Source organism: Rhizobium sp. RAF36 (assembly GCF_052114105.1).
In the GTDB taxonomy this organism is placed as follows: Bacteria; Pseudomonadota; Alphaproteobacteria; order Rhizobiales; family Rhizobiaceae; genus Rhizobium.
In genome coordinates, this window is record NZ_JBFREC010000001.1 from 681,188 (window position 1) to 697,927 (window position 16,740).

Below are 16,740 nucleotides of genomic sequence, written 5' to 3' on the forward strand. Positions count from 1 at the left end.
CTCTTCAAAACGGCGGCAGCGCGCTGGCAACCTGAATAGGGTCGTGACGGAGTGACGTTGTCTGGCCACCGGATTGAGCAAATCTACGGCATTATGACAAGCGTGTCTTGCTTATAAGCCCGGATTTGCGGCGGCCGTTTGTCTCACTTTGCCGTGAGGCGCTTCATGCCGAATGAAAAAGGGCCGCTGATGAAGCGGCCCTTTGTGTAGCAAACTGCAGGTTTTCTTCCGTTAGGTCAGGCGGCCCGCGGCGTGGGCCAGCATGGTGTAGACCTTGCCGGTATCGGACGTCAGATAGGACTGGGTGATCGTCCGGTCGCGGTCGCTGCGGGCAACGTCGGCGAGCAGCTTTTCGAAGTCGGCGATGTAGCGATCGACGGCGGTACGGAATTCCGGCTCGCGGTCATACTTGCGCTTGATCTCGTCGAAGGTCTGCTGGCCCTTCAGCGTATAGAGGCGGCGCGTGAAGACGTCGCGCTCGCCGCGCTGGTAACGGCGCCAGAGATCGACCGAGGCGTCGTGATCGATGGCGCGGGCAATATCGACCGAGAGCGAGTTGAGCGACTCGACGACGTGGCGCGGATTGCGGCTGTCGGCGGCGCGCTGCTGTGCCGGAGCGGCTGCTTCGGCGCGCGGTGCTGCCGAACGTGCAGGTGCTTCCTCGGTATCCTCGTCACGCGAGGCGCCACGCAGCAGATCGCTGATCCAGCCACCGGATTCCTGGCGCGCTGGTGTTGCGGCCACGGGTGCGGGCGCAACGGGAGCAGCGCGCTGCGGCGCTGCCGCCGGTGCCGGAGCGATGGTGCCGCGAAGTGCGAAGCCATCTTCGATCTGCGGACGGGGTGCCGGAGCTGCGACAGGCTGCGGGGCCGGCTGTGCAGCAACGACCGGTGCTGCAACAGGAGCCGGAGCAGGTGCCGGCGGAGCCTGGCGCGGCGCGGGCGCCGGGGCAGGTTGGGCGGCGCGCGGTGCCGGTTCGGAGACTTCGAACTGCTGCACCGAACGGCCGACGATATGCGAGATATCCTGCAGCGCCTTGATCTGTTCGGCGACGGCGCGGCGCATGGCGGCAGCGCTTTCCTTGGCTTCCTCAGGAAGGTCGAAGGCACCGCGCTTCAGCTCGCTGCGGGTCATGTCGAGTTCCTTGCGGATATCGCCAGCCGAGCGGCGGATTTCTTCCGTCGCACCCGAGAAGCGGGCAACCGCCTCATCGACGGCTTCGCGCAGCGATTCACGCAGCTGCTGGGCAGCGCCATCCGAGGCGCGGCCTGCTTCGCCGAGCATGCGCTCGACATCCGAGAGGGAGGCCGCGAGGCCACCGCGCAGGCGGTTCGACAGTTCGGCGGAGCGGCGTTCGGCATTGCCGAAGGTGCCGTCGATCGTGGCATTGGCTTCTTCGCCGGCCTTGACGATCGAACTGCGCATGGCCTCGGCGGCTTCTTCGGCACGCTTCTCGGTGTCGGAGAGCACGCGGCCGATATCGGCGAAGGAGGACTGCACGCTCTGGCGCAGATTGCCGCTGACCTGATTGGAACGCTGTTCGGCGCGCTCGAAGGCGCCTTCGACCATGGTGCCAAGCGCACGCATCGTCTTTTCGATTTCTTCCGAACGCTGCACAAGGCCGATCGACAGGCTCTGGAGAGCGCCTTCGCGCTCTTCGAGGGTCGAAACGAGGTTCGACTGAGCGGCACCCAGCAGACCGGAGGCCTGCGTCAGAACCTTGGAGTGTTCGTCGAATCGGCCGATGATCGAGCCGACCTGGGCGAGCGTCTGGCCGGAGATATCCGACAGGCGATCCACCTTGCCTTCGAGAAGGCGGGTGGAGGCGGAGACCATTTCGGCAGCCTTGGCAGCCGAGTCCGTGAAGCGCGAGGTCGTGTCGCCGAGGCGGCCGTCGACATCGGTCAGATCCTGGGCGGCGCGGTTCATCATCAGGGCCATCGAGGCGCTGTTGTCAGAGAGGCGCTCTATCAGCGAATTGACGTTGGCAAGCAGGCTGGTCTCGATGGCGTTGACGGCCGTCGAGGCGCTTTCCGTGCGGGCCGCAATCGCGTTGGCGAGAGCGGCATTTTCGGCACGCAGGCGATCGGCGCTCTGCTCGGCAGCAGCGGCGATGCGGGCAGCGGCTTCGTGGCCGGTTTCGGCATAGCGCTCGATCATCGGGCGGGCGGTCTCGTCGATGAGGCGCGAGAGCTCAGAGGAGCGGCCGGCCAGCATCGAGTTCAGTTCGCGGGTGCGCTCGTCGAGCGTTGCACGGATCGAGGTTCCGCGGGCTTCGAGAGCCTTCTCGACATCGGTCAGCGATGCGTCGATTTCGCGGGCACGATCTTCGAGGCCGGTGCGGATCGCCGTGCTGCGGGCTTCCAGCGCACGGTCGACATTCGACATGGTGCTGGCGATGCCTTCGCTGGCGCTGGTGATCGTCGTGCGGATGGCGTCGCCGCGTGACTCGAGCGACGACTGGGCTTCGGAGAGAGCCTGCGAGATGGCGCTGACCTGGCCACTGACCAGGGTCTCGGCTTCGGCAACCTTGTTGACGATGGCGTTGCCGGCTTCGGAGAAGGTCTGGGCGACGGCGGCGGCCTGGCCTGCGAGGCGGTTCTGCGCCTCGGAAACGCGGCCGACGATCTGCTCGGAGCGCTCGTCCATCGAGCGGGCGAATTCGCCGGTCTTATTGTCCAGCGTTTCCGTGAACTGCTGGCCGGTGCGGCCCATCAGGTCTGCGGTGCGCTGTGCTTCGGCATCCATGCCCTGGGCTGCATCGGCAACGGCGTTGCGCAGCGTCGAGGCGAGGCCGGCAGCCTTGCCTTCGATCGTCTGGTTGACGGCGTCGAGGCCCATGGTCAGCGCCCGGTCCATGGTGGACAGGCGTTCGCCGAGACGTTCGCCGCCGCGGTCCATGGTGTCGCCGAGATTGGCGGTGCGCTCGTCGATCGACGACGAAAGCGTCGCCGTGCGCTCATCGAGCGAAGAGGTCAGGCTCGCCGTGCGATCATCGAGGGACGAGGCGAGGCGGGCGGTGCGCTCATCGAGCGCGGAGGAGAGATGCGTGGTGCGCTCATCGAGTGCTGTCGTCAGGCTTGCGGAGCTCGCCGCAAGCGAGGCGTTCATCTGCGATGCGCGGCCATCGAGGCTCGCAGCGAGGCTGGAGGCCTGTGCCTCGATCGAGGACGAAAGGCTGCGAGCGCGCTCTTCAAGCGTCGAAGCGAGGTTGGCGGTGCGATCGTCGATCGCGCCGGTCAGCGTGTCGGTGGTGCTTTCGAGAACCGTGGTGACGCGGAAGGCCGCATCATCGCCGAGTTCGCGCAGCTGATTGATGCTGTCGGAGAGCGTTTCGGAGAGACGCGCACCAGCTGAATCCACCTGTTCGGCAACGCCGCCGACGCCGTCGCGGATGCGGTTTTCGAGCGCCGTCAGGCCGGCCTCGACACGCGAGCCGGTTGCGGCAAAGCGTTCGGTCATGCCGCCGACGGAATGATCGAGATGGGTCGAGAAGGTTTCGGCCGTACGGGAAATCTCGGCCGCAGCACCCTGGAAGCGCTCGGCGATCTGGCCGGCGCCTTCGCGCAGACGCTCGTCGAGTGCGCGGGAGCTGTTGTCGATCGTCTGACGCAGCGAGGCTTCGTGATCTTCGAGCGACATTTCCAGCATGCTGGCGCTGGCGGCGACAGAGGCGCTGATCGTCGTTGCCTGCTCCGACAGCGTATCGCTGATCTGCGCATGGGCTTCGCCGAGCGCCAGGCTGATGGCGTTGGTGCGGTCTTCGAGCGTCGAGCGGATGCGGTCATGCGCCGATGCCAGGCCACCCTCGATGCGGTCGGCGGCCTCGCCGGTCAATGTCCGCAGGCGCTGAGCAGCATCGCCGGTGACGGCTTCGATGCGATCGGCAGCTTCTCCCGTCAGCGACTGCATGCGGGCAGCGGCATCACCGGTAACGGCCTCGATACGATCGGCGGCTTCGCCGGTCAGCGTCTGCAGGCGCGTGGCTGCATCGCCGGTGACGGTCTCGATACGGTTGCTGTTGCTCGACAGCGAAGAGTGCAGGGCGGCCGCGTGGTCGCTCAGCGAGCGTTCGAGGCGCTCCTGGCTGTCGATATAGGCGCTGCGGATGGCTTCCGACTTGTCGGCGAAGGCGCCGGCAACGCGGGCTTCGGCGCCGGCAACTGTATCCAGCATCGCATTGGCGCGGGCTTCGAGCGCGCTGTCGAAGCGGCTCTGGCTGTCATCCAGCGAAATCGCCATTGCCATCGTCTTCTCGTCGAGCGAGTCCGACAGACGGTCATGATGACCTGCCATGGCATCGACAAGCGCATTGCTGCGTTCGGACATGGTGTTCTCAAAGCGCTCCTGAGCGGAGTCGAGCGAGATGGCAAGTGCCATTGTGCGCTCGTCGAGAGCGTCGGCGACACGGTCGTGGTGACCGGACAGCGTGCTTTCCAGAGCGTTGGCGCGTTCGGCCATGGCGCTGTCGATGCGCTCATGGGCAGAATCCAGGGCCGTGGTGATCGCTGCTGCGCGCTCGGAGATGACAGTGTTCAGGTCGTCGGCGCGGCCGAAGGCCGAGGTAATCTGCTCGGTGCCCGAGGAGACCGCTGCCGTCAGTTCCGCTGTCGTCGACAGCAGCGTGTCACGGAATTCGGTCGAGCGGGCCTGAAGGTTGTTGTGCAGTTCCGAAGTGCCTGCTGCCAGCGCCAGCGAGATTTCGCCGGTGGCGTTGTGGAGGGCAGACGACAGGGCTGCGGTGCGGTCGGCAAGGCCGGCATGCAGTTCGGACGTGCCGGTGGCCAGCGCGTTGGTGATCTCGCCGGTAGCGCCCTGCAGCGCTGCGGAGAATTCACTGGTGCGGCCTGCGAGGCTGCCGTGGAAATCGGCCATGCCTGCTGCCAGCGCTTCGTTGACTTCACCAGAGGCGCTCTTCAGCGTCTGGTTGATTTCCTTGGTGCGGGCGGCCAGCGCTTCGGAAATCTCATCGACCTTGCTGCCGAGCGAGCTTTCGAGAACTTCCTGGCCGGTGCCGAATGCCGTTGCCAGCGCGAAGGACTGGTCGGTCAGCGATGCGCCGAGACGCTCGATGCTCGAGGTCAGGATGCCATCCAGCGATTCCGAACCGCCAGCCAGCGTCTCGTTGATGCGGGCAAGGCTTTCCATCAGCTTGGTGTCGAGAGAACCCGCGCGCTTGTCGAAAGCGGTCGCGAATTCGGCGACGCGTTCGTCGAAAGCGGTGGACATCTGCGCGACCGTGCTCTGCAGGCGCTCTTCGAAGAAGCCCGAACGCAGGTCGAGGTCCATGATCGCGTCGTCGGCGCTGGACTGCAGGCTCTGGCGGAAGCTCTGGCCACGCTCGTCGAGAGCGCTGTTGAGCTTGGCAAGCACGCCATCCAGCGAGCCGGTGATCTCGCGTTCGCTGCCGGTCAGCGTCTCGTTGATCTCGCGGGTGCGGGCAATCAGGATTTCGTTCAGCTGGCGGGCGCGGTCGTTGAGCGCGGCGTTCAGCTTCTCGGCGCTGCTGTCCATGGTGGACGCGCGCGTTTCGAACTGGCTGAGCAGGTGCTCGCCGCGTTCGCTGAGGCTCGACGTCAGCGTGTCCAGGCGGGTGTCGAATTCATGGGCTAGCGCAAAGCCCGACGAGGTCAGGGTCTGCAGCAGGGAATCGGTCTTGGCGGCAAGCAGCGAGCCGAGCGACTGGATCGCGGCTTCCGACTTTTCGGTCAGCGTCGCGGCGCGGGTGTCGATCATCGAGGCGAAGGCTTCGCCCGAGGTCGAGAGGCGGACGGCGATTTCTTCCGTCGCCAGCGACAGGTCTTCCTTCAGCTGGTCGTGAACGCCGACGATCGAGCTGCGGATACGCTCGGCGTGATTGACGATCGCTTCGCGTTCGGAGCCGAGTTCGTGGACGAGACCGCGCACGCGCAGTTCGTTATCGGCGTAGCTGCGCTCAAGCGCGTTCACTTCAGAATGGACGAGGGTTTCCAGCTCGGAGGCGCGCGCAATGGTGCGCTCGATGCCTTCGTTCATGGCGGAGACTTCGCGGCGTACGGCCTGACCGACGGTCATGATGCGCTCGGAGGCGATCGTCTCAGGTTCGGAGAGGCGCAGCGCCACTTCAGCCATGGAGCGGGCGGCATTGCGCATGTCCTGGGCACGCGAAATCATGATCGCGAAGGCGTAGAACAGCAGCACGGGAACGATGATGCCGACGATGCCGGCGATCACGCCAGGCAGGCCGACCAGATCGGCGACCGAACGGATCTGCCAGATCTGAGGCGAATAGAGCAGGGACATCAGACCGATGCCGCCGACAATCCAGATCAGCGAAAACAGGGTGGCGTTGCGCACGGCGACGCGCGTCGAGCTGCCGTCGAGCGACTTCAGCAGCGAAGCGGGCGTGTTGCGGTTGGCATCGTTTGCCGGAGCAAAGGCGGGAGCGCGGGGTGCCTGCTGCTCTGCAGCCTTTGAGCGACCGCGGCGGCGCTGGCTGTCGTCCTGGTCCTGCTGATTACGCGCAGATGGGTTCTCAGACACATTGGCCTCCGGGGCGTCGGGCGTTTTGCCGCTGCGAGACGGCGCTTTCTGCTGGCTGAAATCGATCTGGAGCGCCTCGTCCAATGCCTTGAACGCCTTGTCCTCGATCGACTCGTTGTACTTGTTGTTCGCCATTCCGTTACGCCTCGTTACATCTCAGCCGGTTCAGCCGCTGGTCCGGACATCGCCGCGTCCGGACGTCAACCTTTTGCCTCTGACCTTCCCATCCAAGACGACGGACGGATAAGCATGTCATTTCAGAGTGGATAGCCGCTTTTTCAAACGGACGGTATCAAAACATTACCATTATCCACTTGGCCCGCAAAGGCGCGTAGCACAAACCCACTGTACCAGTATCGTAGTGACACATCCGGGCTTCGGAGACAATTAACGAAGGCTTGCTAATCACCTGCCGTTAATGGGTTGTTAACATGATTTAACGGCAGAGCCTGTTGAAAAACCAATAATTTAGCGATGTTTAACGGATATTAACCATAGCGCCAGAATCCCGCCCTCAATGTGCCGGAATTTAACGCGATCGCCACTCTCCAACCGCACTGTAGAGTTCAACCGCGGGGATAAAGACGGGAGTTTGGCACATGGCAGCAGTCAGTATCGCGTTCGAGGCGCCGGATAATTCGAAGGGGCCGTGCCCCTCCAAGGTCCGTCCGATCGACCTGGTGCATCTTGCAAAGCAGACGATGGGCGACAAGGCCCTCGAAATCGAAGTCCTCCAGATGTTCGCGCGCCAGGCACGCGCGTGTCTCGGAGAGATCGCCTCCGGAGAGGCGCAGAAGATCGTCGCAGCCGCGCACCGGCTGAAGGGCGCGGCAAGCGCTGTCGGTGCCTTCCGGGTGTCGGAGACGGCGGAAACGCTTGAGGACAATGCTGGTGACGCCGCATCGATGGCAGCCGTCGGTGCTGCTGTCGTCGAGGCCGAGAATTTCATCCTGAAGCTGAGCCGCTAAGAGCCAGGCATCAGTCGCAAAGCTGGACCCGCTGCATCATTCCGGAACAGGCCTATCTGTTTCCGATGAGCAGCGGGTCTTTTTGTGACCAGCGGCATGCCGCAATCAAGCAAGCCTGTCGCTTTTAAGTATGGGATGACACTGCCGGGGCTGTCGATGTTGACTGCCTCGCAGATTTGTTGGAAGAAAAATTCTGATCCTCCCTCAATACGGTTACCGGAAATCACAATGCCCAAACTGACCATTGTCGCCTTCGACGGCACGCGCTTTGACCTTGACGTCGATCAGGGTTCCACCGTCATGGAAAATGCCGTGCGCAACTCCGTCCCGGGCATCGAAGCCGAATGCGGCGGTGCCTGCGCCTGCGCCACCTGTCATGTCTATATCGACGAAGAATGGGTCGAACGCGTCGGTCCGCCCGAAGCCATGGAAGAAGACATGCTGGACTTTGCCTTCGACGTCCGCCCGACCTCGCGCCTCTCCTGTCAGATCCGCATGAAGGCTGTGCTGGATGGGCTGACGGTTCACGTACCGGAACGTCAGGCCTGATCTCGCCCAAAAAAAGCCTCGCGCGCCGGATGACGAGCGAGGCGAGGCGGGCGCATAACCATCGGACGAGGGAGGACCGTCCGCGGCTTGGAACGCGCCAGGAGAACCCAGCGACAGAAAGATCAGGTAGTTCAGTCCTGAACTTTCGAATGTGTTCATATTAGCGCGCCTCAGTTGAGTCGCCTATCGCTAATTTTCACCATTGAGAGGCTGGGGAGGACGTAAGTTTCGCACAGGTTTCGTTGTGCAGCTAACGATCTTGCGTCGTATTTTGCCGGCAAATGCGCTAGTTTTTGCCGCCGGATGATTTGAGTCGGTTGTTGAGCAGCCGCATCATCCGATTCTGGAAATTGACCGCCTCGACCTTGTCGAAGCGCGCCTGAAGGCGGTCGTGCTCGTCTATTCCGCGAGTGGATTCTTCCGATACCAACTCCTGCATTGCCTCGCAGTTGCGCTGTGCGGGAAGCGAGAGGATGCCGCGCTCCATGGCGCGTGCCTGTGTTCTGGCGATTTCGGCGTGGCGCTCTTCGTGGCGCTTGATATCGCTCGATAGCGCATCCCAGATCATCGACAGGTCCTTCGTCGCGCCCTTGCGATTACGCCAGCGCGGCAGGATGATCTGCGTGTGGACGGTGACCTTGGCGCTGCCGACCTTGCAGCGTCCGTCGTGCTGGATATAGGTGGCTTCGCCGCCGAAGCGGATCTTGGTGGCGCCGGGGTGGCGGGCCGATGAACCGTTTGCGGTCGGGCCGCGGGTGCTGAGCTGCTGGTCGAGCTCGTCGGCGGTTCTGCCGCGGATGTCGAAATAGGAATAGCTCTTCGTGGCGACCACTTCGGCCGACGCTGAGGTGCAAAGGGCAATCGTCATGGAAAAAGCAAGGAGAAGACGCATATTCGGCGATGCGGAAGGCATTCTAGACGGTGACCCATGTTGAAGTTTGGCGGAGCTTGGGGCATAGCCACCGCGAGCGCAATAGGCGCAGGATTTTTATTATCAATAGGATAAACGCCGGTGAGTGAGCTTCAGGTCAGCCGATGGCGGGTCGCCCATGACCGCGAATTGGCGCTCGGCGCAACGAGCGTGATCATGGCGATCGTCAACGTGACGCCGGACTCGTTCTCCGATGGCGGGAAGTACGATCACTCCGATGCGGCCGTCGCGCACGCGCTGGCGGCGGTGGCCGAAGGTGCTGAGATCATCGACATCGGCGGCGAGTCGACGCGGCCGAGTGCCGCCAAGGTCGATGCGGCCGAGGAGCAGCGGCGCGTGCTGCCCGTCATCGAGGCGCTGCGCGGCAAGACCGAGGCGCTGATTTCTGTCGATACCTACCGCGCGGAGACCGCAAGGCTCGCGATCGAAGTGGGCGCGCATATCGTCAACGACGTGTTTGGGCTGCAGAAGGATGTGGCGATGCCTGGCGTTGTCGCGCGGGCGAATGCCGGCGTGTGCATCATGCATACGGGCCGCGAGCGCGATAAGCTGCCCGACATGGTCGCTGACCAAGCGGTTTTCCTGGAACGGTCTCTAGCGCTGGCAGGTGAGGCGGGGATTGCCAATGAGCAGATCGTTCTCGATCCGGGATTCGGTTTTGCCAAGGAAACGGCCGACGAGAATTTCGAGCTGATGGCGCGGTTTGCGGAGCTGTCGCGCTTCGGCTTTCCGCTGCTGGCCGGAACCTCGCGCAAGCGCTTCATCGGCGCGGTCACCGGCCGAGATTCCGCCGATCGCGACGCGGCGACGGCGGCCAGCAGCGCGCTGCTCAGATTGGCGGGGGCTGCGGTTTTCCGGGTCCACAATGTCGCAATCAACAGGGATGCGCTGGCTGTTGCCGATGCTATGCTGGCGGCACGCCGAAATTACGAAGGACGCCGGGGCCAATGACCATGAAATACACGATCCTGATGCAGAACTGTGCGTTCTTCGCGCGCCATGGCGTGCATGACGAGGAAGAGTTCCTCGGGCAGCGGTTCTTTGTCGATGCCGAACTCGACGTGACGGCCGGCAAAGCGCTGGAAAGCGACTCGATCGAGGATACCGTCAATTACGGTATCGCCTTCACGGTCATCGAGGAGATCGTCGTCGGCAAGCGGCGCTATCTGATCGAGGCACTGGCGCTCGATATCGCCAAGGGGCTCTGTGAGCGCTTCCACCAGATCACGCGGGCGAAGATCACGGTGCGCAAGCCGAGCGCGCCGGTTCCGGGCGTGCTCGATTTCGTTCAGGTGAGCGTCGAACACTTTGCACACTGATCGTTTCAAGGCGGCCACGCTCGGTCTCGGCGGTAATATCGGCGATCCCGTCAACGCGATGGCCTCGGCACTGCAGCACCTCGATGCGCGGGACGATTGTCGGCTGACTGCGGTGTCCAGGCTTTACCGGACGCCGCCATGGGGAAAGACCGATCAATCTTTCTTCTTCAATGCCTGTGCCGGGGTTGAGACGTGTCTGGCGCCGGAGGCACTGCTCGATGTCTGTCTTGAGATCGAGCGGGAGATGAAGCGCGAGCGGATCGAGCGCTGGGGCCCTCGCACACTCGATATCGACGTTCTGACCTACGAAGGTGTCGAGCAGGAAGCGCCGCGGCTGGAGCTACCTCATCCACGCATGACGGATCGCGGCTTCGTGCTGATGCCGCTCGCCGATTTTGCGGCGGATCTTCTGGTGAAGGGGCGGGCGGTCCGGGATTGGCTTGCTGCTGCCGATGTTCAGGGGATCGAAGTCGCCGACGCCAGCTTCGAGTGGTGGCGGAAGCCCTGAAACGGAAAGCGGCGGAAAATCCGCCGCCTGGGTGTGTCCTGACTATGATCGGCCTTACTGAACCGAGCCGACCGTCATCTCGTCCAGCTGACGGGTGAGGGTGAGGCCGATCACCGGGATCATGCGGTCTTCGACCTTGACCGAGACGGTGACATTCATTGTCTTGTCATCGCGGATGCGGGCGATCATCGCGCCGTTCAGCTTGGAGCGGTTGAGACCAACGACGACGGTATCCGGGGTGACGGTGCCGGATACAACGTCCAGACCCTTGCCGGCGGCGCCATCCAGGAACTGTCCCTTGTAGCTGCTGCCCGACTGGGTGATCGTCGCGGTCATCGGCTGTTTGAAGACGCCGACGCGGCAGGAGCCGTCAAGCTTTATGCCCGTGCCATCGGTAACCGAGGAGCCGACGAGGTTGCAGGTGAACTTCGTGCCCTTGTACTTGCCAGCGACGATTTCGCCCGGTCCACGCCAGGATCCGGCCACCGATTCGAAGAAGGCCTTATCGCGTGTCGCAGCGGTTGCTGCAGGAGTGACGTCAGCCATTGGCGACAGGGCCACGGCGGCCAGGCCGCAGACGAAAAGAAGCTTGCGCAAATACATGGATTTTCCTTGGCACACCTACCCGCTACTGCCTTGGAGTTTTGCCGAATAATGGTTAACGGTTGGTTTCCGGGATGACAAAGGGCTCTGGAAAACCAGCATTTTCGGCGTCTGGACAGCCTTCAACCTGCGTAGCTACGCCCATGAAAATTATAGGTTTCCTGATTGCTTCCGTTGCGTCAGGCGACGAAGCTGAGAAAAAACCGTGGGGATCACTTCTGCTGGTCGCGGCCCGATATCGAAGGCGTGAGATCGCCGATGAAATCGCTGATTCCCGGGCGCTTCAGGGCGTGAAATGCCAGCGGGCGGCAGAGATCCATGGCGGCGATTCCGATGCGGGCCGTCATCAGGCCGTTGATGACGCCTTCGCCAAGGCGCGCTGACAGCTTCGACGCCAGTCCATGGCCGAGAACCTGCTGCACCAGACTGTCGCCGACGGCGATCGAGCCGGTGACCGCGAGATGGGCAAGGACGTCGCGCATCAGCCTGACCATGCCGAGCGTACCCGGCCGCCCGCCATAGAGCTCCGCCATGGCGCGGATCAGCCGCGATGCCTCATACAGCACGTAGAGCAGGTCAACGATGGCTCGGGGGCTGACGGCGGTGACGATCGAGACGCGCTTCGAGGAATTGACGATCAATGCGCGCGCCTGACGGTCGAGCGGTCCGAGCAACTCGCGTTCGGCAAGCGCCACCAGATGCGGGGCGTCGATGATGTCGTTTTCGGAGGCCTTCAGCGTGGCGCGGCCCTTGGCTGTCTCGGGCTTTGCCGAAAGCATTGCCGCTAGCCGTTTGACGAGACTGCGCGCCTTGGCCGGCTTGGTTTCCAGAATGGCTGCCTCGGCCTCGGCCTTGATCGTCTGGACGGCGGCGAGCCGCATCATGCCCGCGGTCTCGCGGATGACGATACCGATCACGGCAAGGATGCCGATCGCAAGGGAGGTGAGGGCGGCGTAACCCAGCCAGTCGGCGCGGGAAAAGAGGTCGCGGATCAGGCTGTCGGTCCAGAGACCGAAGGCGAGCGACAAAAGCACGCCGAACGCCGCTCCGGCGATTTTCGCGAAGGATGTGCGGCGTCTGCGCGGCATTGCGACCGGAAGCGGCGCAGCATCCTTGTCGGGGTTAATGAAGGGATCATCTTCATCCGGTGTCAGGACGACGTCGGCCTCGAAGCTGGACGGCTTGCGGCGCTGGGCCGGCACAGCCGTTTCCAGCGGGCGAGGCTCGTCTTCGTAAACGAAGGCTGCGGGCTTGCGCGTGTTGCCCGCGGCATTTTCTGGATTGGACTTGCTCATGCGAGACGGTCTCCAAACAGGAACTGCATGGCGCGGTCGAGGCGGATATGCGGCACCGAGAGCTTGATGCCGCCACCGGTTTCCTCAAGCTGCGGTGGCCTGAAGCGGACGACGTTGACATCCGGGAGGTGGATATCTCCCGCATTGGATTCAATGGCTGCGAACAGGCTTTCGGGGTTCTCGGGCAGGTCTCCGGGGAAGATGGCGGTCTTGCGGATGCCGTCGAAACGCTCGCCGCCGATCGTCTCGCCATCGATCGGCGTGCCGACGATCACAGGCAGGTCGTGCCCGTCGCGCCTGACGGTCGCCTCGCGGGTGGCGCGCACCGAGGCAAGCGCCATGACGTCGATGCCCGCGCCGGCCATGCCGATGCGGTGGACTGCGCGTTCGACGAGGCGCCGCGTCAGGGCGTCGAGGCGGTCGTGGCTTTCGTGATGCAGGTGGTCGGCCTTGGTGGCGGCGACCAGCACGCGATCTATGCGGCGGCCGAGAAGCGAGGAGAGGAGCGAGTTCGTGCCCGGACGGAAGCAGGCCAGCACGTCCGTCAACGCCCGTTCAAGGTCCTGCACGGCTTCGGGGCCGCGGTTGATTGCCTGCAGCGCATCGACAAGCACGATCTGGCGGTCGAGACGGGCAAAGTGCTCGCGGAAGAACGGTTTGACGACGACCGATTTGTAGGCCTCGTAGCGCCGCTCCATCATCGCCCAGAGCGAACCTTTTTCAGCTCTGCCGTCCGCGGGTAGGAGCAGCGGCGCAAAGGTCAGCGCCGGTGAGCCGTCGAGATCGCCCGGCAGCAGGAAACGGCCGGGGGGCAGGGTCGAGAGCGAGCGTTCGTCGGCCTTGCAGGCCTTCAGATACGCAGCAAAGGAACTCGCGAGGTCGCGGGCCTGCATTTCGTCTGCGGCCGCGTGGATGTCTGCTGCTTGCGTGAGCTCGAGCCAGGTCTTCGAGAGTTCGGCGCGGATGCCGGTGCGGGCGAGCGCCAGGGTATCCTCGCTGAAGGTCCGGAAATCCTTGGCGAGCAGCGGCAGGTCGAGCAGCCATTCGCCCGGATAGTCGACGATATCGATCGACAGGCGCCCTGGCGAAAACATGCGGTTCCAGCCGCTGGCGCTCTGATAGTCGATGGTGACCCGCAGTTCTGAGATGGCGCGGGTGGAATCCGGCCAGACGCGATCCTTCACCAGCGCCCGGATGTGATCTTCGTACTGAAAGCGCGGAACGCCATCATCGGGCTGCTCTTCGAGGCGTATCGCCGAAACGCGGCCCGATTGCACCGGTTCGAACAGCGGCAGGCGGCCGCCATGCAGGAGGTTATGGACGAGGGAAGAGATGAAGACCGTCTTGCCGGAACGGGAAAGACCGGTGACGCCGAGACGGACGGTCGGATTGACCAGACCCGCGGCACGGTCGGTGAGATTGTCGAGAGCGATGCGGGCATCGTCAGCGAAGGAGGTCAAGCTTGGCGGCAAGGCGGTGTCTCGGTTGTCATTGCTCAAGCATATAGGATGGCGAGGCCGCCGGAAAAAGAACCGGCATGCAACGGCGTCAGCCGCTCAGAAATTCACGCAGCTTCCACGCTGCCGCCGCGGCGTCGAAATCCAGAACCGCGAGGCCGCCTGCGGGAAAGCCGCCGGGCAGAGCGCGCAGCAGCTGTTCGTGGCCGATCAGCGCCTCCAGCGTCTGCTCGATCGTCGGATTATGGCCGACGAGCATCACCGCATTGGCTTCCTGCGTATCGAGGAGCTCGAGATAGACATTGGGGGCCGCGTTATAGAGTTCGTCGATATAGCGCAGCTCCAGCGATAGCCCCATGGCGCGGTGGACGGCATCGGCCGTCTGGCGGCAGCGTTTCGCCGTCGAGCTCAGGATAATGTCCGGACGATAGCCCTTGTCCGCTGCGCGGTCGGCGAGGATCTCGGCATCGCCGTATCCCTTTTCGCTCAGCGCGCGGTCGAAATCGCGTTCTCCGGGCTGCGCCCAGGCGGCTTCGGCATGCCGCAACAGGTAGATTCGTGAAGGCGTATGCAAGGTTGCGGCCATAGAAAAATCCACGTGCGAAGGAGCCTTTTCAGTAGCCGCCGGGTATTGCCGGCGTCAACCGGTGACGTGCCGTGGTGGTGCAAAAGCGCTGGGCCTACACGGCTTGTTGAAGGCGGGGTGAGAAAGCGAATCTGGAATAGTGGTGAGAAAATAGACTGTTAGCCTAAAAATATGACAGATTTAAAAATCTGTTTACATGTCGTATTTGGCTTGAATCGATATTGGCGCATGAGATATACAGCCCGCCACATGAGATGTTCTTCAGGAGAATCGCGTTGAGTGAGAAGATCGATCTTAGCAGCTACGTTCCCTCGGAAGACGAGGAGTTCATGAACGTAAACCAGCGAGCATACTTCCGCACGAAGCTGGTCGCATGGCGAAATGACATCCTTAGAGAAGCGCGCGAGACACTGGATCATCTCGCTGAAGAAAGCGCCAACCACCCCGACCTCGCGGATCGGGCATCTTCCGAAACAGACCGCGCCATCGAACTTCGAGCGCGTGACCGTCAGAGAAAACTGATCTCCAAGATCGATGCTGCCCTGCAGCGGATCGAGGAAGGCACTTACGGCTACTGCGAAGAAACCGGCGAACCGATCGGCCTCAAGCGTCTCGACGCCCGCCCGATCGCCACATTGTCGATCGAAGCGCAGGAACGCCACGAACGCCGCGAAAAGGTTTACCGCGACGAATAAGCGTCCTGGGAGCAGGCATAAAATAAAAGGCACCGCATTGCGGTGCCTTTTTCGTTTTGGCGGTCTGGCTGACCGGTTACTTGTCTCGGTTGACGCTCATTTCGCCGAAGATGCGCGCCACTTCCTTCTGCAACTCGGCATCGGCGCCGGTGACCGGCGGTGCTTCCGGGTCGCGGCGCTGCAGGTTGACCGGCTGCGGCGCAATGGTGCGGATCGGCGTGCTCTGAATGGATTGCACCGGCTGGACGACACGTTCGGCGGCCAGCGTTGTGTTCATCTCTTCTTCGAGAATGCGCTGAAAATCGCCTTTCGGCTGTTGTGGCGGCGCTCCCGCATCGGCGGTCACCACCGGATGGCCCTCCGAAATCGTCGGCAGGCTTTGTGCCGGCGGCGTTAGCACTTCGGGTTCGATACGCGCCTGTTGCGGCAGGACGCGGGCGCGAGCGGCATCCAGGATATCGGCGGCATTGGTGGTTTCGAGCGACGGTGCCGCTTGCTGCTGCTCAATCGGGCGGACGGTGATCGTTGGCGGGACACGGTTTTCTGCCGCGGCAATGACCGGAGGAACGCTGATGGCCGGAGTGGGAGCCGGTGCAGGGGGAGCGGGAGCGAAGACGGGTGCGGCGGCGGCGGGTGCGATAGGTTGCGGGCGGCGCGGCTCGATGAAAGGTGCCGGAGCGGGCGTAGGGGCAGGTGCAGAGATGTAAGGCTCGGCCTCCTCTTCTCCGAAGATCGCCACCGGTTCCGGCTTCGGTTCAACCCGGGGCTCCGGCCGCTGTTCGGGGACGGCGCGGAGTGCAGGGCGTTCGGCCACGGCCGGGCGCCGTTCGATTACGGGAGCTGCCGGTGGTGCAACCGGCGCCGGGCGGAGCTCCGACGACGGTTTCGCCTGTTCGGCGCCCTCAGGCAGGATGCGGCTTTCGATTACGATATCGCTCGGTCCGCCGATCATGATCAGGTGCTCGACGTCGTCGCGGCGCACCAGCACGAGGCGGCGGCGGGTATCGACGGCAGCGGCGTCAAGAACCTGCAGGCGCGGCTGGCGGTTCTTGCCGCCGCGCACGAAAGGCGAGGGTGCGCGGTTGCGCATCAGCCAGAGTACGCCGATCAGGACGACCAGGCCAAGGCCGACGCCGCCTGCTGCTAGGAGGAAACGGCTGCCGTAGTCGCTCACTACGCTGTCAAACATGATCTTAAACTCCCCTATACGCAGGCCGCATCATGAAGGCTTTTCAGTTCCTTAGGCAATAGGCTGTGTGCTTGTCCAGTCACGCCCGCGCGAGAAGAACACCTCAGAAGCCCGATGG

The 16,740-nt window shown here is 63.3% G+C and carries 13 protein-coding genes; 6 read left to right on the forward strand and 7 right to left on the reverse strand.

Features of this window, described 5'->3' with window-relative positions; all coding sequences use genetic code 11:
- Positions 1–231: 231 nt before the first annotated feature.
- Positions 232–6,657, reverse strand: coding sequence for a hypothetical protein (locus tag AB4Z25_RS03390; protein WP_442207859.1), 6,426 nt, complete (start codon positions 6,655–6,657; stop codon positions 232–234).
- 464 nt (positions 6,658–7,121) lie between these two features.
- Here AB4Z25_RS03390 and AB4Z25_RS03395 point away from each other — a divergent pair, with 464 nt between their 5' ends.
- The gene (locus AB4Z25_RS03395; protein WP_112539261.1) at positions 7,122–7,490 is read left to right on the forward strand and encodes an Hpt domain-containing protein; all 369 of its coding nucleotides are present in this window, start codon (positions 7,122–7,124) and stop codon (positions 7,488–7,490) included.
- A gap of 228 nt (positions 7,491–7,718) precedes the next feature.
- Positions 7,719–8,039, forward strand: coding sequence for a 2Fe-2S iron-sulfur cluster-binding protein (locus AB4Z25_RS03400; protein ID WP_112387222.1), 321 nt, complete (start codon positions 7,719–7,721; stop codon positions 8,037–8,039).
- Between the two features lie 286 nt (positions 8,040–8,325).
- Here the strand turns inward: AB4Z25_RS03400 and AB4Z25_RS03405 are convergent, their stop codons facing one another.
- Positions 8,326–8,952, reverse strand: coding sequence for a DUF922 domain-containing protein (locus AB4Z25_RS03405; RefSeq protein WP_112516137.1), 627 nt, complete (start codon positions 8,950–8,952; stop codon positions 8,326–8,328).
- Positions 8,953–9,051: 99 nt separating this feature from the next.
- Between AB4Z25_RS03405 and folP the strand changes: the two genes are divergently transcribed.
- The 3 genes from folP to folK are packed head-to-tail and all read left to right on the forward strand — an operon-like array spanning position 9,052 to position 10,797.
- A complete protein-coding gene (gene folP / locus AB4Z25_RS03410; RefSeq protein WP_112539259.1) occupies positions 9,052–9,921 on the forward strand; it encodes a dihydropteroate synthase in 870 nt (289 codons plus the stop codon).
- A complete protein-coding gene (gene folB / locus AB4Z25_RS03415) occupies positions 9,918–10,289 on the forward strand; it encodes a dihydroneopterin aldolase (RefSeq protein ID WP_112387225.1) in 372 nt (123 codons plus the stop codon). Before folP ends, folB begins: the two co-directional genes overlap by 4 nt.
- Complete coding sequence (gene folK, locus AB4Z25_RS03420; protein ID WP_442207860.1) at positions 10,279–10,797, forward strand: 2-amino-4-hydroxy-6-hydroxymethyldihydropteridine diphosphokinase; 519 nt, start codon at positions 10,279–10,281, stop codon at positions 10,795–10,797. The genes folB and folK overlap by 11 nt, the downstream gene beginning before the upstream one ends.
- Positions 10,798–10,851: 54 nt before the next feature.
- Here the strand turns inward: folK and AB4Z25_RS03425 are convergent, their stop codons facing one another.
- The 4 genes from AB4Z25_RS03425 to AB4Z25_RS03440 all read right to left on the reverse strand — a co-directional run bounded on the left by AB4Z25_RS03425 (position 10,852) and on the right by AB4Z25_RS03440 (position 14,738).
- Complete coding sequence (locus AB4Z25_RS03425) at positions 10,852–11,400, reverse strand: hypothetical protein (protein WP_112387226.1); 549 nt, start codon at positions 11,398–11,400, stop codon at positions 10,852–10,854.
- 212 nt (positions 11,401–11,612) lie between these two features.
- Positions 11,613–12,695, reverse strand: coding sequence for a TIGR01620 family protein (locus AB4Z25_RS03430; protein WP_112539258.1), 1,083 nt, complete (start codon positions 12,693–12,695; stop codon positions 11,613–11,615).
- A complete protein-coding gene (locus tag AB4Z25_RS03435) occupies positions 12,692–14,167 on the reverse strand; it encodes a YcjX family protein (RefSeq protein ID WP_112539257.1) in 1,476 nt (491 codons plus the stop codon). The genes AB4Z25_RS03430 and AB4Z25_RS03435 overlap by 4 nt, the downstream gene beginning before the upstream one ends.
- Positions 14,168–14,243: 76 nt before the next feature.
- Positions 14,244–14,738, reverse strand: coding sequence for a SixA phosphatase family protein (locus AB4Z25_RS03440; RefSeq protein WP_112539256.1), 495 nt, complete (start codon positions 14,736–14,738; stop codon positions 14,244–14,246).
- A 275-nt stretch (positions 14,739–15,013) separates the two neighbouring features.
- On the opposite strand from AB4Z25_RS03440, the gene dksA reads away from it, so the two are divergent.
- The gene (gene dksA / locus AB4Z25_RS03445) at positions 15,014–15,433 is read left to right on the forward strand and encodes an RNA polymerase-binding protein DksA (protein ID WP_112387229.1); all 420 of its coding nucleotides are present in this window, start codon (positions 15,014–15,016) and stop codon (positions 15,431–15,433) included.
- A gap of 76 nt (positions 15,434–15,509) precedes the next feature.
- On the opposite strand, the gene AB4Z25_RS03450 is transcribed toward dksA, so the two are convergent.
- On the reverse strand, positions 15,510–16,622 hold the full coding sequence (locus AB4Z25_RS03450) for a flagellar biosynthetic protein FliO (RefSeq protein ID WP_112539255.1): 1,113 nt from the start codon (positions 16,620–16,622) through the stop codon (positions 15,510–15,512).
- Positions 16,623–16,740: the final 118 nt, after the last annotated feature.